Origin of the sequence: Pseudoalteromonas sp. DL2-H2.2 (assembly GCF_021532535.1) — a bacterium.
GTDB classification, from domain to species: Bacteria; Pseudomonadota; Gammaproteobacteria; order Enterobacterales; family Alteromonadaceae; genus Pseudoalteromonas; species Pseudoalteromonas rubra_A.
On sequence record NZ_JAKGBD010000008.1, the window covers coordinates 125,027 to 150,773 of the forward strand.

Below are 25,747 nucleotides of genomic sequence, written 5' to 3' on the forward strand. Positions count from 1 at the left end.
AGTGGAAAATAATAATATCTCCTCTTCCTTTCAGAGTGGTCTATTGGGCCTGTCTCTCATCGCTCGATTACTTCAAAAGTCAATTGATCTCTCCCAATTGTTACATGAGTTTGAACCTGAGGTTGAGTCGCCCCCTGAGCTGATTGATACGCAGTTACAGCGTGTCGCTAAAAGTATCGGTTATAAGTCAAAAAGCTACCAAACAAGTATCGAAAAGCTCGATAGCAAAGTTTTCCCCATTCTCGCACGGCACCTTGATGGCCACTATTTTGTGATTGCAAAGCCACAACAGGTGCAACTGGAGCGGGATAGTCTAGATACGCTGACCGAAGGTCATTACTTATTGCTGGCACCAAGAAGTGTATTACTTAAGGCGAGTGAATTGTTTGGTTTTAAATGGTCGCAGACTATCCTGGTGGATGGCCGAGAAGTACCGCTGAGCGCGGGGATGTCGGTGTCCGCGGAAATAAAAACAGGCAGTCGCAGACTGATAAAGTTTTTATTATCCCCCGTGATCCAGCACTTGGATGAAGGGGCGAGGGAGAGGTAGTTGTAATAGGCTATTAATTATAGGTTTACAATGATTTTAATAAATAAAATATACGATTTTTTGTTTTTTTAGTCGGTCTGTTAGATAAATATAGGTATTGGTTTTTGTGGGTTTTTATATTTGGCTTTCCTTTTCTTTTCTATAATGTTGAAGATTACCCTATTGTTGAAAGGGAAGTTTTGTATGACTCTTATGAGCTTACTGGTTCAAGAATCGATTCCATATTATACGGATATGTTAATGGGAAGAAGTCTGAATGGACAGTTGCAAGGGGGGAAGTCTGGTATTTGAATAGATTGAAAAAAGGACAGGTTGTAAAAATAAAGTCTGAAATGTGCAATGAAAAAAATTATTGTGGTGAAGTTCTTAGTTTGTACGATGGAAGTAATTTTTTAATAAAAAGAGAGTCTGAGGAGTATTAATGCAAGGATTAACAAGAGTCAGGTTTTATATAGGCCCGAATTTAACCCTGGTATTCACTTGGTTATATAATGAAGGCGGGTATGTTAAATAGACTTGAGAGGTGTTTTTAAAAGTTAACTGGCTTGATGGACAAATACAGATATTGGCTTTTATGGATTGTTATTTTTTCCCCTGTCCTAATACCAGTTGATAAGGAGTATCCAATCGTTGAAAGAGAAGTTATCTATGATTACTTTGAAATGAAAGACGCAAGGTTTGATGCTGGTGTATATGGCTATATAAATGGAGAAAAGAAAGTTTGGAACATTTCAAGCGCTGAAACTTATCTCTTATCTGGGTTGAAAAAAGGTCAGGTAGTATTGATAAAGTCAGAAATGTGTAATGAGAAAAACCATTGTGGTCTTATTTTGAAGTTGCAGCATGGGACACGAGTTTTAATAGATAGGTAGTTTATGATTTTAACTTTGAAGTAATGAAGTTGGTTGCGAAGCTTATTCGAGTTTTTGCAAAGGTTTTTTAATTTTTCCTTGGTTTTAATGGTTTTAATAGTTTTTTTTCTAGTGGTATGGCGATGTGGTTGTTAATGGCTTTATTTGTTAATTTTTAGATTTTTGGGTTGGTTTTTTTGTGTAGATATTGGGTTTTGATTTATATCCGATTTGAATTTTTTATGGTTTTATGGTGATGAGAAAAAAAGCCCCGATTTCGATGTTTTATAATTTTTATTATTTGTGTTCTTTTGTTTTGCTTGTCTCTTTTTTGGTTTTGGGCTTCTATTCTTTGCCTTGGTTTTATGCTCTGTCATTTTTTATTCCCTTCTTTTCTTTGAAAGTAATGGGATTTTATTATGATGGGGGTATTAGGGTTTTTTATCTTTTCAGATTTTTGGTTGTTTTGGTTTTGTTGCTTTTTTACTCTTATTCTTGGGTTGGTGATAGTGACGAAAAAGTCAGTTTTGAAGCGCTTCTCAGTGTAATGCTTATATTGCCTTCTATTTATGTTATTTTTCATTCTTTTTTCGATTCGCTTTTTTGTAATGATAGTTAATATAGAGTTTTAAACGTTTTTTCATCAATAACCAAAAAGGGTTGGCTGTAAAGTATACAGTAAGGGGGCGCGATGATGGGGCCTGTGAAAGTAGAAAACCTTGGAAAGGCCAACGAGGTAATAATTCAAACTTATAAACAAGGTGTGTATGAAATTGGTCTAAAGAACCGATGGTGTAATTGACCATCGATTCTTTAGGCCGAGTAAACAATAATGAAATATTTAATTGTAGATGGAATGATGTCAGGAACGGGCATCAGGGATAGTGTCAAAGGGGTTACATAGAGTTAGATGAACTTGATTTATCTGAAAGTCTTCAAAAGAGAATTAATCGTTGGCTAGAAGAGTGCGAGGGTGCACACTTTTCTCAATATAAATATACTGATGAAGTAAACAAACTTGATGCCGAAGGTATAACGATCTTAAAAATACTTCGAGAAGAAATTCCAGGCGCAAAACTTGAGCATTATTTAAATGCAATTATGGAAAAGTTTTTTGTTTAATAATAAGCCCCAGACCCGAATTCAACTCTGAAGTGCGACACTCTTACCTAAATTAAGCGGCCTGCATCATTTCTTTGAATACTACAGCTGGCTGCTTAAAACTCAAACACTTTTTCGGCCGATAATTTATCCGCGACATCGCGAACTCAACATCTGCATCACTTACTTCTCTCAAATCAGTACCTTTCTTTATATATTGACGCAGCAAACCATTTGTATTTTCGTTTGCTCCACGCTCCCAGGAAGAGTAAGGATGCGCGAAGTAGAAATCAGCCTCTAAAGAAGCCGAAATAAGTTCATGAGCAGCAAATTCGCCACCATTGTCTGCCGTGATTGTATGCACGTACTTTTTATAAGGCGAAAGCAGCTCTATCGTTGCCTGTGCAACATCTTCCGCTGATTTTGATGCAGCTTTTTTGACAAGATAAAAGCGTGTCTTTCGCTCCAAAACAGTGACCAGAGCACCTGTTCCTTGCTTCCCTAATACTGTATCAATCTCCCAATCCTCGAGGCGTGTTCGCTCTTCCACAACTTCGGGTCGCCCATCAATTGACATTGCATTTAAAATCGCAGGGCCTTTGGCATTTCTACCTCGTCTATATCGCTTATGACCTTGGCGTAGATGACGATAGAGTTTTCCGCCATTGCATTTATCAACAGCAACATAGCGATAGATCCACTCGTGACTGACAGGCTGTTTAACGCTCGTCAATACAGCTGAAATTTGTTCCGGACTCCAATCTGATTGCAGTAGTATTCGGATGAAGTCGATTCGTTTTTGAGGGATACGGTATTTCCGTGCCGTTTTGCGTTTTCCTATAGCCATTAGGTGCGCCGAATCAGGGCAATATGACTCGTTGATTTTGTGCCTTCTTAACTCTCGATAAACGGTGGAGCGATGACATTTTACTTTTTTGGCGATTTCAGAGGCAAAACAACCCACTTCCAATAACGTGGAAATCTGGTATCTTCTGCCCTCGGTCAACTGCTGATATTTCATGGTGGTACTGCTTGTTTCTTTGGCGAGAAGAGCGTACCACTTTCAGTAGTTGGCTTCCTCTTCTACGCGTTCCCATGAATGTCGCACTTATTATCTGAAATCAGGGATAACCTGTAATGCCGGTGCGCTGCCAGACATGACTCCAGTTGGCTACCTTGAGGCTGCACAACTCTACTAATGAGCTGTACTAGGTTGGGTGGAGTTGCACACTCTATCGCACAGTAGTTAGCGTTGTGTCGTTTTCATAGAAAAAGGCTTGCCAATCTGGCAAGCCTTTTGTCTTTTTAAACTATAAAAACAGCAGTTTACTTATTCTGCTCTTTCACCGCTTTTAATTTAGCTGCGTGGTCAATCTCATATGCCGGCATGTCTTTGTTGCCGTGGATCAGGTAGTTGTCCATCCAGCGCATTAAGCGCAGGCTGTAGTCGTACTGCGCAGCAACTTTGCGGTTACCATGGCCTTCGCCCGGGTAGTAAACCAGACGTACGTCTTTGTCTTGTACCTTCATATAGCGGTACAGTTCCATAGACTGAGCCGGGTGAACGCGCGGATCGTCTTTACCATGCATGATCAACAGTGGGGTTTTCGACTGGCCAGCCCAGTAAATTGGGCTGCGCTCAAGATACCACTGCCATTTCTGCCATGGGTAAGAGCGGGCATGTACCAGGAACATTTCGTTTGAAATATCGGTCGTACCAAACTTAGACAGCTGGTTGGTTACACCTACAAACATCACACTGGCTGCAAAGTGCTCGGTCAGTTTAGTTGCGCCCCAGGCTGAAGCGTAACCACCGTAAGAGCCACCTGTGATACCAACGCGCTTGGTGTCAACCAGACCCATGTTTACCAGGTACTCTTTCATGTCGACCAGATCGTCAAACTCTTTGCCGGCATAATCGCCCTGGCCCAGTTTAGAGTAGTCCACACCTTTGCCCGTTGAACCACGGTAGTTCGGGTAGAAGACTGCGTAGCCACGTGCTGCACCCATTTGACCCGGATCTGAGTAGCTGGTCAGCCAGCCGTTTCTGTCATGGCTTTCAGGACCACCGTGTACCGCCATGATCAGAGGGTAACGTTTGCCTTCCTGATAATCCAGTGGGTAGATAAGTACACCACCAATCTCAACGCCGTCACGGGCTTTGAAGCTTATCGCTTCTTGTTTCGCCAAGCGCTTGTCGTTCAACCAGGGGTTTGAATCGGTTAAGCGGGTTGGCTTTTTAGAGCGCACCATAAACACTTCGCTTGGGTGTTTCGGGCTCTCTGCTCGTACGCCAATGGTTTTGTCAGAATCAGAAACTGACAGGCTGTGCGCAATAAGCTTGCCTTCTTTAACCAGCTTTTTGTATTTGCTTGAGCCTACTTTAACCTGACCAATGAAAGTCTCAACGCCCACATCAGCAATAAAGTTCAGTACGTTTTTACGGTTTGACCACTCAAAGTCTTTGAAGTGACCCATAAAGTTCGGGATCCACTCTTCTACTTTACCGGTTTTGGCATTGGCCAGATATAAACGGCCCTTAGCCGGGTCGTGTTTGTCTTCGGCGCCTAAAATGGCAATGTATTTACCATCGTGTGAGAATTCCGCCTCACCCAGCTTACCTTCGGTTTTAAACGAGGTGGTGATTTTCTGCGTTGCCACATCCATCACATGCCACTGAGACTTCATATACTGATCATCAATCAGCGCTGTTGGCTGCGTTTTTACCAATAACTTGCTGGCATCGTCAGACCAGTTGATGTCGCTCACATAACCTTCAACTGGCACCACGGCAGGCGTCAGCGGTTTGTTGGTTTGTGCCAGGTCGACCAAATGTAGCTGCTTGTTTTTCAGGCCCAGCTCATATACTTCTGCCATAAAGCCAAGTTTTTTAAGCTCTTTTTCGCTTGCTTCTTTGGCTGGCATAGCCAGGATAGCCACTTGCTTACCGCTGGGGCTCAGGCGATACTTGCTGATAGAGGTGCCTTTCAGCGACAGTACTTTTTGCGCTTCACCACCATCGACTGCGATGCGGTAAAGTGACGTGAATTTGTCTTCTTTTTTCTTGGCCGTGAAGTAAATGAACTTGCCATCTGCTGACCATTCAATCTTACCTACGTTGATTTTACCTGTGATGAAAGGCACTTCATTGCCTTCGTCATCAACTACATACAGTTCGCTGTAGTTTTTACCGTTGCTGTCTACATACAGCTCACGGGGCACGGAGCGACGAAATGCAACCGATTCGCCATCCGGGCTCACTGCTGTTTGAATAACGCGTTGAATAGTCGGAATATCTTCAACGGTGATTGTGTCTTTTGCCGATGCGGCAAAGGTGCTGGCACTGGCAAGGCCAATGGCAAGCGCGAGCGAGGTTTTTATTAGTTTCATAAATGTTCTCTGGATTACACTTTTTTTAAAAACTAGACCGCAAGGTGTAGTGCTAGTGAGCAACATTTTACGTTAGCATAGGCTGAAAACCAGTGTTTGCGATTAACCGTCAGCTTTATGGGATAAATAATTGCGGCATATCAATTAAATGACATATTTTAATGCTCAGGAGTCACTATGTCAGAATCACAGCCACACCCTTTGGATACCAAAATACCACCGCTGGTTGTTTTGTTACTGCATATGCTCTTGAGCTGGGGCCTGGTTCAGGTAATCGGGTACGTCATTGTTGCTGAGTCGTTCAAAATTGGCGGTGCACTGGTGCTGAGCGCGATTGGTATTGTCGTTGCCCTGGCGGGAGTTTGGGCGTTTCGCCGCCATAATACCAGTGTTGATCCGGTGCATGTTGATAAAGCATCAACGTTGGTGACCGGCGGCGTCTATCACTTTACACGCAACCCTATGTATGTCGGATTTCTGTGCTTATTGATTGCACAAAACTGGTATCTGGGATCACCGGCAGGTTCGCTCGCTGTACTGAGTTTTATCGCTTATATGACTCGCTTTCAGATCAAACCGGAAGAGCGCTTTTTACTCAAAACCTACGGACAGGCCTATCGGGACTTTCTGAGTACAACTCGTCGCTGGCTCTGACCAGCCTAATGTGTTGAAACCCGATTGAATTGCGCTCTGATATCATCTGGCATTCCCCACGAGTGCTTAACTAAAATGGTTTTGAACAGATCTTGCCAGGCTTTGCTTTGCTGATTGGTTAACACACTTTGCTGCTTAATGAGCAGATGCTTTATTTCGGAGACGTTATGGTAATCCGGCCACAATGCCTCTGCGGCAGTAAATTGTGAAATAGCCTGCGAGACATCGCGAGCAAGGAGGGCTTCAAAGCCTGCTCGTTCATACTGATCGACCAGCGCTTTTCTGTCAGGTATTAACACTTGCTCAGTCTGAAGTGCGTGTTGTTTTACCACGGATAACTGCTTATCGAGATTTGCTTTGATGCCGTCTACTTTCTTCAGCAGTTGTTCTGGCGCCTGACTGGCCTCGATATCTTCTTTGAGCTGGGCTATTTGCGCCTCATAGTTGTGGCTAATATCTTCAATCTGTTTACCCAGCTTCAGACCAAACGCATCAACCTCTCTTTGCTCTATGATTTTAAATAGCTTATCGCCATATATGGCAAAGGCAAGAATAAGAATTACCGGCCAGAGAAATACTTTAATGTACTCCAGTGCCAGGCGGTAAACGGCGAGTTTTTGCTCTGTATTGTCGGTCATGGCGCGCTCCTTTACACCTGAACAAGGTTTTCCATTGTGACTCAAATTAGATTTAATGCAAAGGGAAGTGAATTGGAATTTTTAGTGGGCAAGGGAGTTAACGGTACGTTTAAATCTCAAGGACGAAAAGCATAGCAGGCAACCCCGCAGCAAGCGTAGGTTACCTTTTTTATATTACAGACTTTTCTTCGGTGGCAGTGCCACATTGGCAAAGATAAGACCGGCAATTAACGACATAAAGATCAAAAAGGTTTGCTGGCCAATGTGATCGGCAGCAACAAAACTCTGGCCTTCTATCAGTGAATTCAGACCAATATAGGTTTTTGACCCGGGCACCAGCACAATCAAGCCCTGCATGGCGACAATCGAAGCAGGCGCGTTAACGGTCCTGTTAAACACGTTACTAAACACGCCGACGGCAAATGCCCCGACAAAGGTGCCCAGCGAATAATCCAGATAGACCGCAGAGCCGATACTGGCGGCGTAGGCAATAAAGCCCGATGCAATTGACCAGCTGGCGTGTTTTAGTTTAGTGCGGAAAATCACAATCAGGCTGCTACAGAGCAACAAAATTGCCATCCAGGCTGTCCACTTGGGGAGCGGATCGGGTTGTATATAATCGCTCTGTCCAAACAGGAAAAAGCCAATACTGATCCCCAAAAAAGCGCCAAAATACAGCTTAAACAGCAACATAATGGCATCCATCACCCGTGCCGTGCCCGACACCAGATGGCGTGCAGAGAGCTCTGCAAATCCCAGTGCCAATGCCAGTCCGGGTATAAAAACAATGATGGCCGACAACACCACCAGGCGGATATTGACCATAGGATCTAAATACGACGAAATCGCACAGGCTGCCAGCGCAGAAACGATGGCCACCACCGGCTCCAGCATATGGGTGACCCGCTTCGAGCGCGTTGACCACAGCACAAAGATAAAGACCAGGATAGATAACACCGCAGACCACAGCACATCATTCCAGCTGGTTCCCATTAACATGGCAAACGCGCCGCCCGATACCGCAAACGCGATGCCCGTTAGCAAACGGCCATAAGGGTCTTTGGCCTGGGTGATGGCATCCAGATTTTGATCAGCCTGCTCTATGCTGAGTTCGCCTGCCAGCATGCGATTTACCACATCATCAGTATCGGCAAGGCAGCCCAGATTATGATCGCCGGGCTCTACGCGGGCAACATGGGTGTATTCATCCTCATGGCCTTCTGTCCAGATCACAAAAGTGACCGACGTCGGAGACATAACAAAGGACGACTTAAGGCCCAGGTGGGTGGCAACTTCCATCAGGTGGGCTTCCAGGCGATAAGCCGGGGTTCCGTATTGATGAAGCATTTTGCCTAATTTAACAATAAACTTGCGTTTTTGTGTAAAGGTGGCTGAATTCAACGGCGTGTAACCTAATTATAAGTAAAAATCGACAGCAACTTTGCAGTATGGAAGCTAACAGCTTGTTTCGCTTCCACACTCAGTTTAGGCAATAACCTAAATTGCCGCGAATTCTAACCACTTTTCACGCAAATTCAACGCATTTTATTTGCATTTTTTGCTTCAATCCATTGTGACATATATTGGGTACTGCGAAGTGTGTGATGTCGTAACATGCTGCCGGTGAAATTGGCGCGCCTGTGAGCAGTTAAATTGTTTAGTGTATCGCTAATCTTTTGTTTTAGTTGAACCTCCAGGGCGCGCTTGTCATAACGAGCCTGGAGCAACGCCTGCCCGTTTTGCTGGGCCTGCTGATAGCGCGCTTGATCCTGATATAAAGCTACGGCTTGTGCCGCAAAAGTGTGTGGGCAGTCGCTTATCGCGCCATGCCAGGGTAAATCGCCGTGCATGCCCTCGGCACCTATCTGCGTGGTTACACACGGGGTTTGCGTGATCATGGCTTCGAGTAGCTTGCCTTTAATCCCGGCACCAAAGCGTAGCGGCGCCAGACATACTCTACTTTGTGCCATCACGCTCAGTGCATCTTTTGCCCAGCCTTTGATTAAAAAGCCCGTTTTAGGGTTATGCAGCGCGGTCGCTTTGGGTGGCGGGTAAGAGCCATAAATATGCAGTTGTGCGTCGGGTAGTTGCTTGCGGATCATTGGCCAGATCTGTTGCAAATAGAGTACCGCATCCCAGTTAGGGGCGTGGCGAAAGTTACCTATGGTCATAAAGTGCTGACGGGCTTGATAATCTGGTAGCTCGTCATTGATTGCGTCCAGGTCCACCATAAATGGCAAGTGGTGTAGCAAATCTTCGCACACGCCAAACTGAGACGTCAGTAACTGATGTTCATAATCGGAAATAATCAGCGACAGGTCGCAGCGCAGAATTGCGGCGATTTCGCGTTTGGCTAAGTCACTGTCCAGTATGTTATCCAGTGTAAAAGCTTGCTGCGCTCTGTGCGCGTCATGGCGTGCATTACGCAGGCATTGCAAATCTTCTGTATCGAGGATCTTGAGCGCGTCGGGCGCAAACTTATCCACCCGCCAGCCAAACTGCTCTTCCATCATAAAGCGGTCAAACATCACGATATCTGGCTTGAGTCGGGCGATATAGTCGTCAAAGCTGCTGCAATTAAGCGTGATCGGTGTGCAGGTGATCTGCTCCTGGCTTAAATCAGCCATGTGTTCGGTTTGCTGGGCCGGGCTGGCAAATTCAACCTGCCAGTTCTGAGCGCGGAAAAAGCGCAGTAAGGACATCATATGACTGCCGGCGGCCGAGGAATTCGGCTCCGGCCAGACATAACCTATTACTAAAACTTGTGTCATTTAAACGGAAGATTCTCTGAGTTGCAGCGATACATCCACCAGGGTGCGTACCGCAGGTTGCGATTTATTCATAATTTCTGCCAGTGCCTGACAGGTGCGTTTGCCTATGTCATCGGCGTCGATGCGCACAGAAGACAAGGCGGGTTTCATTAATCTGGAGTCGGCCAGGTCATCGAATCCGACCACTTTGATGTCTTTGCCCGGTACCAGAGCATGTTCGCGCATCGCTTCCATCACCCCATAGGCGATGACATCACTAAAGCAGACCACGGCCTGAGTATCTGGTGCCTGGGCATACAAGGTACTAAATGCCTCGCGGCCACCCTGGCGATTAGTTTGCGCCGCAATTTCCGGCATAGGCTGAGTCATCTTGCGCAGCGCCAGCGCACTGCGAAAGCCGCCCAGGCGCTCGTGGTAATCCGAGATATCGGGTGTCCCTCCCAAAAATGCCAGTCGCTCTAACCCCTGGTCGAGCAAATGCAGCGTGGCCAGGTGGGTGCCTTTTTGGTTATCGGGCAGAATACAGGGTGCATTGCTGTAGGGAATTTCGCGCATGATGTTGATCACCGGAAAGCCCGAGTCAATCAGCTGGTTGACCCATTCCATGGTGGTGCCTGGTGCGGGCACCATCACAAAGGCGCTAACATTGTACTCTTTTAATGTATTGACGACCTGCATCTGACGCGTCAGGTCTTCACTGGTATTAACCAGCATAGGCACCAGGCCTAACGCATAAATATGTTTCTCAAGGCCCACCGCCAGTTGGGCGGAATATGGGTTAGTCAGGTCATTGATCACCAAAGCGACCAGATTGGAGCGTTTGCTGCGCAGTGCTGCGGCATCGCGGTTATAGACATACCCCAGTTTGTCGATGGCGGCGAGCACCTTTTCCCGGCTTTTATCACTGACTTTGTCAGAATGGGTGAGCACCAAAGAGACGGTGGATTTTGACACCTGCGCTTCTCTGGCGACATCGAATATGGTCACTTTGTCTGGCTTTTTATTGTTGTTCATAATGGCCTGAATAGCTGATCAAACGGTTGACGAACGTTTAGTTTACCGTAACTTTGCGCCCGGTTGCACCTTAATCCCAATCAACACCAATACATAACTGGTTTGAGGGCGCAACTTTGCTTCTCTAAGTGCTAGAAAACTTTTATTCATAACAACTAAATATCAAATGTTCTGGCTAGTTATCTGGGAAATTTTCTCACCTCAGGGCTGGCGACTAAAATTATGTAGATTGCTATTAAACTAGTGCACATTTAAGGGATTTCGTTATATCATGAGAGGTTAAGATACGAATTCAAGGGTAGAAAAGTGGTGAATAAGAGCCCGGCTTTGCTGTTTTTTTTAGCTTGTTGTATGTGGGTACAGGCTGCGTTGGCATCAGATGGCTATCAGGTGCCCAGAGAAGAAATTGCGCAACTGGTTGGTGTCGCGCCTATGCCCGAAGTGTTGCTCAATGAGCAGCATGTCTGGATGGCTTTGCTGACCAAGCAAGAAAAGACAGAGCAGGCGAGCGAGTCGGGTGTGCGTTACGGCGATTTACACTTTAATCCTACCACCTTTATGCGCCTGGGCCTGACAACCTATTCGGGTCTGAGTTTTAAACACGTGGAAACTGGCGCTGAGGTTGCAGTGAACGACCTACCCCCGGGCAAAGTATATGCCCCGCGCTGGAGTGCCGATGGCCGCTATTTGGCATTTATTCTGCTTAACGAGCAGGATGGCCGCTTATGGGTGTACGACATCAAGCAGCGCGAGCTGCGCGCAGTGTCGCGTTTTCCGCTTAACGGCGTCACCAGTGAAGTGCCTTACCATTGGTTGCCCGACAGCTCTGCGCTGGTGATCAACAGTGCTGTCAATCATACCGGAGAGCAGCCACAAGCCGCGCAACAGTCGCGTTTGATTGGGCCGGTGGTGGCGCAATCTCATGGCGCACTGAGCCTGGTGAATCAACCCGCTGAATCACTCTCGACGCAAGCCTTTGCTCATTATGCGCAGGGGCAGTTGATCAAAGTGCCGTTGCAGGGGCGACCTACTGCCATTGGCGGACCGGCTTATTTCCATCATTTTTCGCCCTCACCGGACGCCACTAACCTGTTGGTCGCAATGGCCATGCTCGAAGCGCCGCAGCAGTCACAAACGGCTCAGAGAAATTTGGCAGAGCACCCCAGTGTCTGGCAGGTCTGGGGCATGACAGGATTTGCCTTGTATGAGTTATACCGGCCGGTGGTGCAGCCAGAATTGCCTGCGCCTCAAACGGAAGAACAAAACGTACTGGCTGCCATCTCACAGCCCAGCGCTGCACCAATGCGCAGTCACTTTCAGTGGCGAGCAGACAAAGGGGCTACTGTGGTTTGGGTACAAGCAGGTGATAGTGAGCGCGACTATGGTTTGTACCATATCGCATCGCCCTTTAAACGAGAGCCCCGCTTATTTATGGCCTTGCAGGAACCGTTTGTTGCGATGCAATGGGGCGACTCAAACATCGCTTTGCTGACCACGGCAGAGAACGAGCGCTTCTGGCGTACCTCGGTGATCAATCCACTGGCGCCGCAACGCAATCCGCTGGAAGTAACCCGATATAAAGTGTCGGATGCAAACTCAGAGCAGTGGCTGACAACTCGCAATGATCTCGGTGCACAGGTTGTAAAAGTAGTGGGCAGCCGCTATCTGTTTATTCGCGGTACTGAACAAGCGCAAGGCGAGGATCGGCCGTTTCTGGACCGGTTTGACGCCAGAACCAACACCCGCACCCGACTATGGCAATCTCAGGCCCCGTATTTTGAACAGTTCGTTGCACTGCTGGACGATGAGGGCATGCGCTTCATTACGCTCAGACAGTCTAAACAGGAGCAGCCGAATTACTTTGTGCATGACAGGACCTTCAGTTCCGTCGAGCAGATCACACATTTCAGGCATCCCTATCCGGCTTTGCGGGGGTTGTCTCGCGAAGTGCTGAGCTTCGATAGCGGTGATGGCACACAAAGGTCAGGTACGCTGTATCTGCCGGTCAATTATGACCCCAGCTTAGGCCGTATACCTGTGTTGATGTGGGTAAAATCACCCGAACAGAGCACGCAGGCATTTCGTTCTCCTCATTACTTTGTGCCGCTGGGGAGTCTTGGCCCCCTGCCACATCTGGCACAGGGCTATGCCGTATTTGAAGTAGATGGCTTTACCTTACCCGGTGAGCAGGGCACCCCTGCACAGCTCAGAACACAATGGCAGTCAATCGCCAAAGGCGCTGTGACAGTACTTGCACAACAGGGCATTGCGGATGTCAGTAAAGTGGCCATTGGCGGTCACGGCGCGGGCGCCACTGTGGTGGTTGACTTGTTAGCGAATACGGACTTGTTTGTGACCGGTATTGCGCGCAGTGGCACCTATAACTTTACGCTGGCGCCGTTTATGTTTGAGCAGCGTATTGGGACTTTATGGCAAGACCCGCAAGCTTATCTGACGAGCTCACCGCTGGCAAATGCTGCGAATATGTCTGCCTCAGTGTTATTGATCCATGGTTATCAGGATCGTCAGCCGGGCACTTTTGCCGTGCAAAGTGAGCGTCTGTTCAGTGCATTAAATGACTTGGGTAAACGGGCACGCCTGGTGCTACTGCCCGAAAGTGAGCACCAGTACACCAGTCGCCAGGATGTACTGCATATGTTGTGGGAGCAGCAGAGCTGGTTGCAACGCCACTTTGATCCATTGCCACTGATCGAAGAGATTAACCAGGTGCCAGAAGCGCTGCGGTTTGAATTAGTGCCAGAGCCTGCCACGCCCTGGCCAATGTAAAAGGAATTTATTCTACGAATTATTCTTTTGCAGACATTGAACTGCCCAGTGATGCGGCGATCACCATAAAGATCGCCAGCCACTGCCAGGCGCTCAGTAACTCACCTAATATCATCAAACCGGCCAGTGCTGCAATGGCCGGCTCCATGCTCATCATAATGCTAAACCCCTGAGCGGGCATTTTCTTTAGCGCTACCATTTCCAGGCTGTAGGGCAGTGCACTGGATAATAAACCAATGGCGATACCCAAAGGGATTAACGACCAGTCAAGCAGTGCTGTACCTTGCGATATCACGCCAACCGGCACTACGGTAATAGCAGCGACACTCATACCAATCGCAACTGTTGCGCCACCAGAGCCATGGCCACCACTTATTTTGCCAAACAGGATATAGCCTGCCCAACAGGCACCGGCGGTCAATGCAAGTAACACGCCAATGGGATCCAGGCCATCTACTTCGCCCATTTTCGGTAGCAGCAATAATATTCCGGCCAGTGCCAGCGCGACCCAGAGGTAATCTCGTTTACGTCGGGACGAAAATAACGCCACCGCCAGCGGCCCGGTAAACTCCAGTGCCACGCCAATACCGAGCGGAATACGCTCTATTGCATAATAAAAAGTCAGATTCATAATACCCAGGCTGAGGCCATAAAATATCACCGGGCGCCAGTTTTTGGGTAAATGTCGCCATGGGCGGAACACCAGGCATAAGATCAGCGCTGAAAACCCTAAGCGATAAGCGGTTGTGCCCTCTGGGCCAACATGAGGGAATAGCTGTTTGGCAATCGAGGCGCCAGACTGAATGGTGACCATTGCCAGTAACAAGCACGCGATGGCATACAGAAAGCTTTTGTTTAAAACATGCATCGAGAAGTCTCGCCATAAATGAAGGCCGCAAGTCTACTTATCAAACTGACACTGCTCAATAGTTTTGTATACATTATTCTGTAATATTCGATATCGCGGTAAATTAAGCGATTTTAATTTAAGTTTAATTATCATTGTGTATTAATTTTCTTTCAAGCTGCGCAATAAATTAACCTGCTTATTGGTCGTGTGAGTGCGTCTGGATATTAACTGCAACTGGTTTTCGTTATATAATCTAATTCGTATATAGGAGAGCAGTGCAGTGAAAAGTATCTATGTGAGTGCAGAAAACTCAGATCTGGTGTGGTTAGTTGATTCATTACTCAAGCATCACACTCCGAACATCCAGGTGTGTCATAGTTTGAGCGCCAACCAGCAAACAAGTCGTCAGGCCGTGCAGGCGCTGTTAGAGTTTGGCCTGGATCACGACACAGGTAGTTGCCACAGTGAGGTGAGTGAGCAGCACTGTGAGATACGTATCCATATCGGCAACAGGGAAACCGCGGAGCAAGCCGCCAGCACACACATGTGGCACATTGAGTTAGAGCAAGCCCTTGACCCGTTTAACCCGTACCGCAAGGCTTTGTACGAATTAAACTCTAAAGTGCGTGCACTTTTAGCTGAATTCGAACAAGCCGACCCCATCACACCCATGACGTTTTACAAAGCCATGAGTGATGAGCTGAGGCTGAAAACTTTACTGCTAATTTTACAAGAGCAGGAACTTTGTGTGTGTGAGTTAATGGTTGCGCTGGACGAGCCCAGTCAGCCAAAAGTATCCAGACATCTGGCACAACTCAGAAAAGCGGGCATACTCACCGTGCGTAAGCAAAGCCAGTGGGTATATTACGCTTTAAATGCACAGTTGCCCGGTTGGATGCAGCAGGTGTTGCAGCGAACCTTGCTTGGTGAGCCCGACTGTATCGCACTGGAGCTGGCCAGACTCGCTCAAATGGGAGACAGGCCCGCTCGTCAGCAAAGTTGCTGTGCTTAGTGTTGCTGCAGGTAGGCGAGCCAGTCTTGTTCATGCCTGTGCATCATGGCGTGTTTTTTTGACCCCCAATGCGCCTGCTTGTCTTGCTCGCTCAGAAATGGACCTGCACGACACATGGCACAATGGTTGTGGGTTAAATAGGGCGGCTGGTTGAGCGACTGGCGCAAACGTGTATGTGGTTTTGCCGACCAGTAGTAGGTAATACCGCTGGTGTCTTTTACGTGCTTATCTCTGTCGACATTGCGGATCCGATAGCCTTCAAACGCGTTAATGTTGAAATCAGATTGACCCAGATACTGGTAGTCCAGGCCATCACACAAAGATCCTTCCAGATTCCATTCACAATAGGGTTTCACATCTTTCGAGGTGACCAGCGCCAGCATTGGGCCGCTGGAGTCCAGTGCAAAGCGATGGCTAAAATCAACAAAGTTGCGCAACAATCGCCGATTAAGCGTATTGGTCGACAGAGTTTGCGCATCAAATGCCTGTTTGCTGGTAAACGCTGGGATCAAAGGAAACTGGAAGATCACAGCATCAAACTGGCGACCTTCCAGGGCCGCCCAGCCGCGCTGATTGTTGACATCAAATTCTGTCAGTACAGGCACATTCTGCACACGCAACTCATCTAGCGCGTGTTGCTGGTACTTGCTTCTCAGCGTGGCTTCATCGTCGTAGATACTGGCACATAAATGGCCAGGTTTTAACTGTTTGCTCAGTGACAAAGAAAAGCTCAGATCACCATCGCCGACGGTTAATACGCGCCAGTCAGGCTCTATCAACATAACATTCCTGCCCGGGAAAATAACAAAGGCGCGATGATAGCAAAAACGCAGTAGGGGATAAACCAACTGATTGAGTCGGACTTCCCCTGCGTGGCTTAGTGGGTTATTTCATCCAGGAGTCTCAGCACATCGCGGCTGGCCTGCTCCATACGATTCAGCTCGCCAATGGCTTTTTGCTTTTCACCCGCGACAAACAGGGTCATAGCTTCGACCCCCGCGCGATGGACCTCTTTGTGCGGGCCATCGATGCGATTGATAATGCCCGACTTATTCAGGCCTTTACTCGCTTCGCCGCTGAGCCATTTACCCAAACGGCAACTGGTGTGGTCGGCAAATTCAGTGATCGGTTTATTGCTGTTGCCGGCAATAACGCCATACACTTCACCTTTCCAAACCACATGATCGAGCTTAGCAGTCTGTACAAAGGTTTGTAATGAGGCCGAGACAATGGTTTTTTTCATCGAGCCGCAGCTGCTGACAATATTGCCGTATTCGTCATTAAGATGAGCAATGCTTGAAGACAGGTCGTTATTGGAGTTTTGGATCACATTCACGCCATCAACCGTCAGCTGAGTGGTATCTATGATCTTTTTAACCAGATCAGACACTTCGTTTGCCGACTCATTGGTATTGTTTGCCAAAGCACGCACTTCATCAGCGACCACGCTAAAGCCTCGACCCGCTTCACCGGCACGGGCTGCCTCAATGGCTGCGTTCAGTGCCAGCAGGTTGGTCTGATCAGAGATCTTTGAAATCGTCGTCACAAAGGTATTGATGTTGTCGGCCATGTGCGACAGGCCCGAGATATTGTCAGTCATACTGGCCATATTGGTCGACAGACTCGACATCCCGGAGAGGATCTTTTCCAGCGAAGATTCGGATGTTTCGAACGACGCACTGACCTGAGAAATAGAGCTGCTTTCTTCTTCTATCTGGTGCAGGCTGCGCAGCACCGCGTCACGTACTTCGTGAATTTGACCCAACCCGGACAGGGCACATTGCAGTAGCTGATTGTCTGTGTTGTCGTTTAATTGTTGTTGTGCTTCAACTAGCTCGCGCTGCATTGCGTGCTTTTCTGCCTCCAGTTGCTCGTAAGCCTGTCGTTGAGCGGCCAGCTCAGCTTTCAACTGCTGTATTTCCGATTGCTGGCTATTATTGGCAAAAAAATTCTTTAACACTGAGGTTCCCTCGACTATAAAACTGTCAGAAGCATAGCAGCGAAGCCACTAAAGTGCTAGATTTATGTAAATAAACAATGAGCTACATAAAAAATAAGTAAAAAGCACAGCGTTTTATGAGGCTGAAATGTGAGCAGTTAGTCACCCAAATGACACTCAAGTTTTGCTATCTGACAGACTTGCGAAGCGCCTTATTGGCCTTGTTTTCGTACATGCCTAAATCGGCCTGGTGGAGCAGCACATCCGGGTCAACATTGGGATCGGCTTCTGTCCTGCCAATGCTCACGCCCACTCCGTACTCAAAGACCTCTTCCATCAATGCGGCGCGCAGATCTTCTTCTTGTAAATTGGCATCTTGCGTGAAGGCCACAAATTCGTCTCCGCCGATACGAAAACACGCATCCGCGCTAAACTGTTTGTTCATCGCCTGTGCTACGGATTGCAGTATCTTATCGCCAATATGGTGGCCATAGCGATCATTGGCTTGTTTAAAATTATCCAGGTCAAAGTAGTAAAGATAGGCGCTGGACGCACACAAGGGCTCAAACTGCTCAAAGCATGCGCGACGATTTCCAAGCCCCGTTAGCTCGTCGTGGGTTGCATCAAACTTAAGCTTTTGCTCTAGTTTACGGCGCTGTGCTATTTCATGGTTAAGCGCTGCGATGGTGTCGCGCTTTTGCTGAATAATGGTGTGCAGGCCATAACATACCAGCATAAAGCCCAGATGCTTTAAGGAAGTATCAAAGGTGTTGACGGGTATAAACTCAATGGCCATCAGGTCATCAAACAGGTCTAAAATAAGCCCCACGCAATAGGTGATCCAGGCATACAAAAGTAACTGATATTTTAAGTGAGGCAGGCTGAGCACAAGTACATTTAGTGCTACCGCCAGCCAGATAAACTCTTCTATGGTTCCCGCATATTGAGCCGGGTTCTGTAACAGGATCATAATTGCGCACGCCGTTGCCAGCCAGATCAGAGCAAGTAATAATTTTTGACGCATACGTGACCCTCCGTAATCTCTTTAGTTATAGCAGGTTTTACTCGGGCTGTAGCTTATATGTGTTCAGCCGGCCAGTTCGACGGCCTGGGCAATCATAAATAAATGGCTTACAAAGACAACAGACGTAAGGGTAAAGCGCATTTTTTGATAGTCCTGATGGGTTTCTTGCCATGTTTTTGCGCTGCGCTCAAACACTAACACCAGCCAGTAAGCGACAGCCAGGTAGGTTAATAAAATCACCTGTGAAACCAACGCCAGTAAGGGGAAGGGGATGATCACCAAAATAGCCACTACTGCGCGCTGTTGAGATTGCTCTCCCGGACGCCACAGAGTGCCGGCTAGAAAAGCCAGTACACCCAGGCTGTAGTAGCTAAAGGCGTCAATCACGGCTGAAGAGCTGCCCACCATTAAAGTAAGCGCGACACAGAGTAAAAAAGGAATAAAGCCAATGTAGGCCAGCATGATGTGGTTCAGGTAAGAATGCATTCAGGTCTCTTAAAAGTTTGTTCTGACTGATGTTTTAATTATATCTGATATACGCATAAACTTTGCCAAAGTTTCATCAATTTTTCAGATTACAGTAATTCAAACAATCTGTTTTAATAAAAATCCAATCCCCCCTATCTTAGTAATCACACAGACGACAGGGCTGATACAAAATCAGACCCGCCCTTTTTAACCTGAAAACTGAGAGAGAAAAATATGACTACCTCTTTGATTAACACCAAAATCCAACCTTTTAATGCCACTGCTTTCCACCAGGGTGAATTTGTTGATGTGAGTGAAAAAGACCTGCTTGGTAAATGGTCTATCGTCTTTTTCTATCCAGCGGATTTCACTTTTGTTTGTCCCACTGAGCTTGGCGACCTGGCTGACCATTATGCCCAGCTGCAAGAAATGGGCGTAGAGGTGTATTCGGTGTCTACAGACACGCACTTTACGCACAAAGCCTGGCACGATGCTTCTGAAACCATCAAGAAAATTCAATTTCCAATGATTGGTGACCCGACAGGTAAGATTACCCGCAATTTCGGTGTGATGATTGAAGAAGAAGGTCTGGCGCTGCGCGGTACTTTCGTGATTAACCCTGAGGGTGAAATCAAAGTGGTTGAAACCCACGACCTGGGCATTGGCCGCAGTGCAAAAGAGTTGGTTCGTAAGGTACAGGCCGCTCAATATATTGCTTCACACGATGGCGAAGTATGCCCGGCTTCGTGGCAACCAGGTGAAGAAACACTGGCTCCGTCTTTGGACTTAGTCGGTAAATTGTAATAAGGCATTGTGTTCGGGCCTGGCTGGCCCGAACCATCACTTTCCCTGCAAGCTCGCCCATCTGAGGGTCGAATCAATCGGTTTATTGGCGTAAATTTCGAGGATGTACAGAATGTTAGATAAGCAAATTAAAAGTCAGTTGCAACAGCACTTTGCGGCGCTGACCGATCCCATTGAGCTGCTCCTGGCGTTAGACGACAGCGCTAAGTCAGCGGAGGTGGCGTCGCTGGCTGAGGAATTGGCGTCGCTCAGTGACTTGATCACTCTGGGCGAGGCACAAAACAGTGAACGCACCCCCAGCATGACGGTCTACTCACCCAAGCGAGATACCTGCATAGGGTTTGCTGGCGTACCTATGGGGCATGAGTTTACCAGCCTGGTATTGGCATTGCTGCACAGCGGGGGACACGCTGCTAAAGTATCTGAGCAGGAGCTGGATGTGATCCGCTCACTGCAAGATGAACTGAATTTTGAAATATATATCTCACTGAGCTGTCAAACGTGTCCGCAGGTTGTGCAGGCGCTTAATCTGATGGCCGCACACAATCCCAAAGTGAAAACCACTATGATAGATGGCGCTCTTTTCCCGGATGAAGTTGCGCAGCGCGATGTGTTAGCGGTGCCCAGTGTTTACCTTAACGGTGAACTATTCAGTCAGGGCGCAATCACTTTGAGTGACGTACTTGCCAAGCTGGACAGCACGCTCAGTGAGCAACAGGCCGAGTTACTGGCGCAAAAATCTGAATTTGATGTGCTGGTTGTGGGTGGTGGCCCGGCAGGCGCAGCGGCTGCCATTTATGCAGCGCGAAAAGGCCTTAATACCGGCGTTGTGGCCGAGCGCTTTGGCGGTCAGGTTGCCGATACTATGAGCATCGAAAACTTTATTTCCGTCTCAGCCACCGAAGGGCCAAAGCTGGTTGCCCAGTTAGAAGAGCACGTTAACGACTATCAGGTCGACGTGATGAAAAACCAGCGTGCAAGCGCTTTGACTCAGGGCGATAACTTTGAACTGACGCTGGAAAATGGCGCAACCCTTAAAGCCAAATCTCTGGTTATCGCAACGGGCGCACGCTGGCGCACCATGAATGTGCCCGGAGAACAGGAGTACAAAGGACGCGGCGTTGCTTATTGCCCACATTGCGATGGTCCCTTATTTAAAGGGAAATCCGTTGCGGTCATTGGCGGTGGCAACTCGGGTATTGAAGCGGCCATCGACCTGGCGAACCTGGTTGAGCATGTTACCGTACTGGAGTTTGCCGACTCACTGAAAGCCGATGAAGTGTTAATTAACAAGGCACACAGCCTGAACAATGTGACTATCATTACACATGCGCAAACAACTGAAGTACTGGGCGATGGTAATAAAGTGACGGGGCTGACCTATATTGACAGACAAAGTAATCAGCAACACCAGCTTGAGCTTGCGGGAGTCTTTGTGCAGATAGGCTTGATCCCCAACACAGAATGGCTCGAAGGCAGCGGCATTGCATTAACCCCATTTGGCGAAATTGCCATAGATGCCAAAGGCGCAACCAGTATACCCGGCGTATTTGCTGCCGGAGACGTGACAACCGAGCCCTATAAACAAATTATTATTGCCATGGGCGGTGGCGCAACGGCCAGTCTGGGCGCATTTGATTATTTGATCAGGCATCAATCAACAGAGGCCGAGCAGGCAGCCTGATAAAAGGGGAAGCACCTGATTACACCCAAGCCTGTACTCATCTGAGTACAGTTAAGCCGCAACTGGTTTTGCACTGGTTGCGGCTTTTTTGTATTTGCGCTTCGCACCTTTTTTGCTCGTCTATACTTGCGTGTGTACTTCTATGTGCTGACGATAGGTCGCTTTGATTATTGGGCTTGCGCAGGTAGAACGGTATGCAGTAAAAGTGAGCACAGCACCCGAAGAACACGGTGATACGGGCATGTAAATAACTGTCTGTATCAGTCTGCATACGTAAATAAGGCTGCAACAATGAAAACCTCAATCGCGTCTGGTGCCGCGCGAAATACCTTAGGTCTGGTTTTTTGCTCGTCACTGTTGTTTGCGCTGACTGGTTGTGGAGTGGACTCTCCCAGTGCAACGACTACCAATACTCCTCCAACTCAATCTGATCCACCACCAGCAGATCCGCCCCAATCAGATGCGCCTGCTACCAAAGGGTATAAAGTTGAACTGACATCGACTCAGCCGATATCGGCATATGAATTAAAATTAAACTTTAGCCTTGCTCCCAATGAAGGGTCGCTGTCGACCAGCAACAGCTTTATTGTATCCGACGGAACTTTGGTTGCCCTGGGTCCTGTATCCACCGAGCAGGGAAAGTCATTGCACTTTGGTGCGCTTACCTATGGCAATAGCACAGGATTTAGCGGCTCTGCAGAAGTGTTGAGGTTTGAAGTCAATGCCGACTCAGATGCAGCACCGGCGGTTTCCAGTAGTAAAACACTTTGCATGAATCGGCTTGCGCAACAGGTGAGTTGCAGCATTTCGGTCAGTGAACAGTGAGGGCGCAGTGATGAAAACGATAATGATATCAGCGCTGCTGTGTTTACTGAGCGTGCCTGCAGTGGCTCAGGAAGGGTCTACCGCAGGCGCAAACTACGATAAGTCACTGGCACGACCTGTGCCTGTGCAACAAGCTGCGGCTGTGGGTATGACGCCTATTACCTTCAGTGAATTCCTAATTGAAACTGCGATCACCGACCAATATGCCGACAGAGGTATTATCTTTGGTGGTGATGCGCCATTTATTACATCAGACAGTGCCAATCCAACCTCCCCGGTATTAACCGGCTCACCCAGGTTTAATGGCGCGATTGAAGGGCGCTTTGTTGACCCGCAAACCGGCGAGCCGACAACGGTCAATAGTTTTTCTCTGGATGCCGGATATTTTGATAACTTAAGCTCAACTCGACTGCAGTGGTTTAACCCAGAGGGTGTGCTTATCAGAGAAGTCCTGGACTCACAGTTTGGGATTGAACACTTTGCGATTCGCGATGAAAACATTGCTTCATTTAGAATTGAAATCATCGCGCAGGAAGATGCTGGCTATGCTATTGATAATGTAGAATTTAACCTTGTTGAAGCAGCGTTTGATCACACCTTTAATCTCGACAAGGTGATCCTCTCACCGGGGGCGCTCACGGCAAATCAGTTTTCTATTTATTTTAAAGATTTGGAAGCGCTAAATGGCGCGGCGCTTACGGATGTATGTAATTATCAGTTCCATGCCGAAGATAGTAGCCAGAAAGTCACCGCTTTGAACTGTGACGTTAGCGCGGACAAAAAAACATTCAGAATAGATTTTTCGTTAACTCAGGCACCATATAACCTCAGTGGCGCGCAGGTGTCGGTGTGCAAAGGAGAGGAATGCCAGAGCATTGACGACGTCAACAATCTGAACGTTTATACCACCGCGTTTAACGTTGCAACGGATGGCTTCTCGTTTCAAAACGGCGACTGGAACCGCTTTATGCTAACCGAAGTCAAAGACGTTTCCCTGTCCTCTTTCTTATGCTGGAAGTTCGATAGGTGTACGCCCGATCAGCTATCTTATCTTGGCTTTATGCGCAAAGTGGCGGGGTCTTTTGCCAGCTTCCTGGCACCGGCAAATCGGCGCAAAGCCTACGATGTGATCGGCTATTACCGGCTCGAAGATTATACCCAGGGTCTCAACAGGCTGGACCGGCGCTTTTTGGGCGTATGCCACGGTATGGCCGCGTCAGCGATTGCCAATTACAACAACGCCAGTGAGGGGGTTGCCTGGGGCGCAAACATTGACGCCACGCTGACGCGTGCTCAGATAATTTCAACTTTCCAAAACCACTGGGACAACCGCAACAGCGAGTCGCCTAAGCCTTATGTGAAAGCCGTGGGCAGTTACGATGTTAAGTCGGATGCTGCGGATGCTTTTCATGGCCTGTCCAAAATTGGCTATTATTTCTTGTCTCAGTCTGCATTTAAAGGCAACGCCTGGATAGGGTCACATCCGCGAACGATTTTCCCGGGGATCTCTGCCATGAATGCCTTTTACTCGCCGCATTTTATGGACAACAAAATTGCCAGTCTACGCTTTGCCATTAACCGCCCGAAAGGGCGAGGTGGTCACTCTATCCTGGCGGCCGGGTTGATCCAGTACAACGATGTGTCTTTGTATATCACCCATGACAATAACTTCCCCGGTCAATACACTATGATGGAATTTAATAATGCGTTGACGCTCAAGCACTTCATATTCTTGGGAGCGCCTGCCAGCGACAGTGAGCGGTATGACCGGCATGGTGATTTTAAACTGACCAACTACTACAGTGCATCGAGTTATGCCCAATTTGGCGCTTATACAGACTTGACCGATCAGCTGCGGATCTATGGCCAGCCCGGTGCCAGCGAGCGCGCTGCGGATGTACAAAACGCTGATGGGGATGATCCGGCTACTGTGGTTGAGCTGGAGCATCCACAGCATATTACTGTGCTGATAGCCGGTGGTAAGTTAGTGGGTGTTAATAGGGAGAGCAATCAAAGCACCGTGATTTTGTCGCCGATCCTCGATGAGCCAGATCCCACGCAGGCCTATCTGAAAAATTCTGAGCTGGTTATAGAGTTTATCTTGCCCTTAACCGATACTTACGCCATTGCGGTAGAGAAATATCCTCAGTACCCGGAAGTGGAGGTGTATGTCACCATTCCACAAACCAATGGCAAGGTCTTGGTACTCAACTATGAAGATGTACTGACTCAGAGTGACGAAGACAGTGCTACTGTGCAGCTGACCGTTGGCCAGCAAAATGACGATGCCAATATCAGTATCAATGGTGTGGCGCAGGCACCCACTTACGCCGAGGAAAACAGCTTTGTGGTGGCGCAGGTGTCAGCCCTGAAGGCCATAGTGAATGGGCGCGTTGTATCTTTAAGCTGGCAAAACCCGCCTGGCAGTAATCTTAAAGAAGTGGTGGTCACCAGAACCGTGGACAGATTACCGACATCGATTAATGATGGAGTACGGGTGTATACAGGGCTGGATGCTGAGTTTGTGGACAGCGCTTCTTCTAATACGCGCTATTACTACAGTGTTTATTCCATTGCTGATGACTCAACGTCTGAACCCAACAGCATTTACGTAGATACGCATCAGGCAACCTTGCATGGCAAGGTAGCAGATACCAGTGACATGGGGATAGCGGGTGTTGAAGTGGTGCTAACCAATGGGGTTGGACTCAGTCAGATAGAAGTGGCGCGTCAGCTTACCGATGCCAAGGGGGTATTTAGCTTTGCGAACCTCGCCAAAGGACTATACAAACTCAGTTATAGTCATGCGTCTTATCGTTTTGAGGTATCTGATGAGGCAATTAATTTAACTGAGCCCAGTCAGCAGATCAATCAGGTGGGGGTTGCCACCCCGGTATTGTTGATAAATGTTGAAAACGCGGTGAGTTCTGATCAACAAGTCAGTATAAATTGGTCGGGATTGCATATTGCAGACACCGCGACTGTGGATATCGCCTATCAGGTAAGGGAACAAACAACCGACATTGCCACTGGAATTGCATTCTCTCAGGGTCGTTACTTGTGGGACGTTTCTGCACCAGGTGATACATCGGTATCCGTGCAGATTATGTTGAGTGACGATAAAACGGTCATAAGTGAACAGCAGGTCTTTGTGTTAAAAGAGGTCAGTCCGTTTGACTTTAGCGGCGATAGCATTCTCTCTGCCGCGGATGTGAGCGCAATTGTCACCGGGTGGTCTGCCACAACAGGGGATACTCAGTTTGACCCGCGTTTTGACCTCAATCAGGATGGTGAGATAGACCTAAAAGACATTATGCAGGTGGTGGCTGCTTTAAATCAGGAATAGTCCATGGAATAATTCATTGATTATTCCTTAGGTAACTTT

General features: G+C 47.8%; 21 protein-coding genes. 10 read left to right on the forward strand and 11 right to left on the reverse strand.

The window, feature by feature from the left end:
- The first annotated feature begins 1 nt into the window (after position 1).
- The 3 genes from L1285_RS14830 (at position 2) to L1285_RS14840 (ending at position 1,422) form a co-directional block, all read left to right on the forward strand.
- Entirely contained in the window at positions 2-550 is a 549-nt protein-coding gene (locus tag L1285_RS14830; RefSeq protein ID WP_235412980.1) for a cysteine peptidase family C39 domain-containing protein, read from the forward strand.
- Positions 551-654: 104 nt separating this feature from the next.
- Entirely contained in the window at positions 655-972 is a 318-nt protein-coding gene (locus L1285_RS14835; protein WP_235412981.1) for a hypothetical protein, read from the forward strand.
- Between the two features lie 126 nt (positions 973-1,098).
- The gene (locus L1285_RS14840; RefSeq protein ID WP_235412982.1) at positions 1,099-1,422 is read left to right on the forward strand and encodes a hypothetical protein; all 324 of its coding nucleotides are present in this window, start codon (positions 1,099-1,101) and stop codon (positions 1,420-1,422) included.
- Between the two features lie 1,153 nt (positions 1,423-2,575).
- Here the strand turns inward: L1285_RS14840 and L1285_RS14845 are convergent.
- Positions 2,576-3,523 (reverse strand): IS30 family transposase, encoded by a 948-nt coding sequence (locus L1285_RS14845; RefSeq protein WP_235412983.1) that lies wholly within the window; start codon positions 3,521-3,523, stop codon positions 2,576-2,578.
- Positions 3,524-3,828: 305 nt separating this feature from the next.
- Positions 3,829-5,892, reverse strand: a complete 2,064-nt coding sequence (locus tag L1285_RS14850; protein WP_235412984.1) for a S9 family peptidase — start codon at positions 5,890-5,892, stop codon at positions 3,829-3,831.
- 177 nt (positions 5,893-6,069) lie between these two features.
- On the opposite strand from L1285_RS14850, the gene L1285_RS14855 reads away from it, so the two are divergent.
- On the forward strand, positions 6,070-6,546 hold the full coding sequence (locus L1285_RS14855; RefSeq protein WP_235412985.1) for a methyltransferase family protein: 477 nt from the start codon (positions 6,070-6,072) through the stop codon (positions 6,544-6,546).
- A 5-nt stretch (positions 6,547-6,551) separates the two neighbouring features.
- Here L1285_RS14855 and L1285_RS14860 read toward each other — a convergent pair whose 3' ends face one another.
- The 4 genes from L1285_RS14860 to L1285_RS14875 form a co-directional block, all read right to left on the reverse strand.
- Positions 6,552-7,184 carry a hypothetical protein gene (locus L1285_RS14860; RefSeq protein WP_235412986.1) on the reverse strand — a complete coding sequence of 211 codons (633 nt, stop codon included), beginning with the start codon at positions 7,182-7,184 and terminating at the stop codon, positions 6,552-6,554.
- Between the two features lie 174 nt (positions 7,185-7,358).
- Positions 7,359-8,585: a threonine/serine ThrE exporter family protein gene (locus tag L1285_RS14865; RefSeq protein WP_235412987.1), complete on the reverse strand. Its 1,227-nt coding sequence runs from the start codon at positions 8,583-8,585 to the stop codon at positions 7,359-7,361.
- 134 nt (positions 8,586-8,719) lie between these two features.
- Positions 8,720-9,955, reverse strand: coding sequence for a glycosyltransferase (locus L1285_RS14870; RefSeq protein WP_235412988.1), 1,236 nt, complete (start codon positions 9,953-9,955; stop codon positions 8,720-8,722).
- Positions 9,956-10,969, reverse strand: a complete 1,014-nt coding sequence (locus L1285_RS14875; protein ID WP_235412989.1) for a LacI family DNA-binding transcriptional regulator — start codon at positions 10,967-10,969, stop codon at positions 9,956-9,958. It abuts the gene before it with no gap.
- Positions 10,970-11,275: 306 nt separating this feature from the next.
- Between L1285_RS14875 and L1285_RS23885 the strand changes: the two genes are divergently transcribed.
- Positions 11,276-13,756, forward strand: coding sequence for an alpha/beta hydrolase family protein (locus tag L1285_RS23885; protein WP_235412990.1), 2,481 nt, complete (start codon positions 11,276-11,278; stop codon positions 13,754-13,756).
- A gap of 19 nt (positions 13,757-13,775) precedes the next feature.
- Here L1285_RS23885 and L1285_RS14885 read toward each other — a convergent pair whose 3' ends face one another.
- Entirely contained in the window at positions 13,776-14,624 is an 849-nt protein-coding gene (locus L1285_RS14885) for an EamA family transporter (RefSeq protein WP_235412991.1), read from the reverse strand.
- 262 nt (positions 14,625-14,886) lie between these two features.
- Between L1285_RS14885 and L1285_RS14890 the strand changes: the two genes are divergently transcribed.
- Entirely contained in the window at positions 14,887-15,618 is a 732-nt protein-coding gene (locus tag L1285_RS14890; protein ID WP_235412992.1) for a metalloregulator ArsR/SmtB family transcription factor, read from the forward strand.
- Here L1285_RS14890 and L1285_RS14895 read toward each other — a convergent pair.
- The 4 genes from L1285_RS14895 to L1285_RS14915 all read right to left on the reverse strand — a co-directional run bounded on the left by L1285_RS14895 (position 15,615) and on the right by L1285_RS14915 (position 19,067).
- A complete protein-coding gene (locus tag L1285_RS14895; protein WP_235412993.1) occupies positions 15,615-16,400 on the reverse strand; it encodes a class I SAM-dependent methyltransferase in 786 nt (261 codons plus the stop codon). The two genes, L1285_RS14890 and L1285_RS14895, sit on opposite strands and share 4 nt — an antisense overlap.
- Positions 16,401-16,495: 95 nt before the next feature.
- A complete protein-coding gene (locus tag L1285_RS23890) occupies positions 16,496-17,578 on the reverse strand; it encodes a methyl-accepting chemotaxis protein (RefSeq protein ID WP_328285038.1) in 1,083 nt (360 codons plus the stop codon).
- A gap of 166 nt (positions 17,579-17,744) precedes the next feature.
- Complete coding sequence (locus L1285_RS14910) at positions 17,745-18,581, reverse strand: GGDEF domain-containing protein (protein ID WP_235412994.1); 837 nt, start codon at positions 18,579-18,581, stop codon at positions 17,745-17,747.
- A 63-nt stretch (positions 18,582-18,644) separates the two neighbouring features.
- A complete protein-coding gene (locus L1285_RS14915; RefSeq protein ID WP_235412995.1) occupies positions 18,645-19,067 on the reverse strand; it encodes a DUF3429 family protein in 423 nt (140 codons plus the stop codon).
- Positions 19,068-19,283: 216 nt separating this feature from the next.
- Between L1285_RS14915 and ahpC the strand changes: the two genes are divergently transcribed.
- The 4 genes from ahpC to L1285_RS14935 all read left to right on the forward strand — a co-directional run bounded on the left by ahpC (position 19,284) and on the right by L1285_RS14935 (position 25,708).
- Positions 19,284-19,853: an alkyl hydroperoxide reductase subunit C gene (gene ahpC / locus L1285_RS14920; protein ID WP_046006053.1), complete on the forward strand. Its 570-nt coding sequence runs from the start codon at positions 19,284-19,286 to the stop codon at positions 19,851-19,853.
- A gap of 112 nt (positions 19,854-19,965) precedes the next feature.
- Positions 19,966-21,537, forward strand: coding sequence for an alkyl hydroperoxide reductase subunit F (ahpF, locus tag L1285_RS14925; protein WP_235412996.1), 1,572 nt, complete (start codon positions 19,966-19,968; stop codon positions 21,535-21,537).
- Positions 21,538-21,828: 291 nt separating this feature from the next.
- Positions 21,829-22,362 (forward strand): hypothetical protein, encoded by a 534-nt coding sequence (locus L1285_RS14930; RefSeq protein ID WP_235412997.1) that lies wholly within the window; start codon positions 21,829-21,831, stop codon positions 22,360-22,362.
- A gap of 10 nt (positions 22,363-22,372) precedes the next feature.
- Complete coding sequence (locus L1285_RS14935) at positions 22,373-25,708, forward strand: carboxypeptidase-like regulatory domain-containing protein (protein WP_235412998.1); 3,336 nt, start codon at positions 22,373-22,375, stop codon at positions 25,706-25,708.
- Positions 25,709-25,747: the final 39 nt, after the last annotated feature.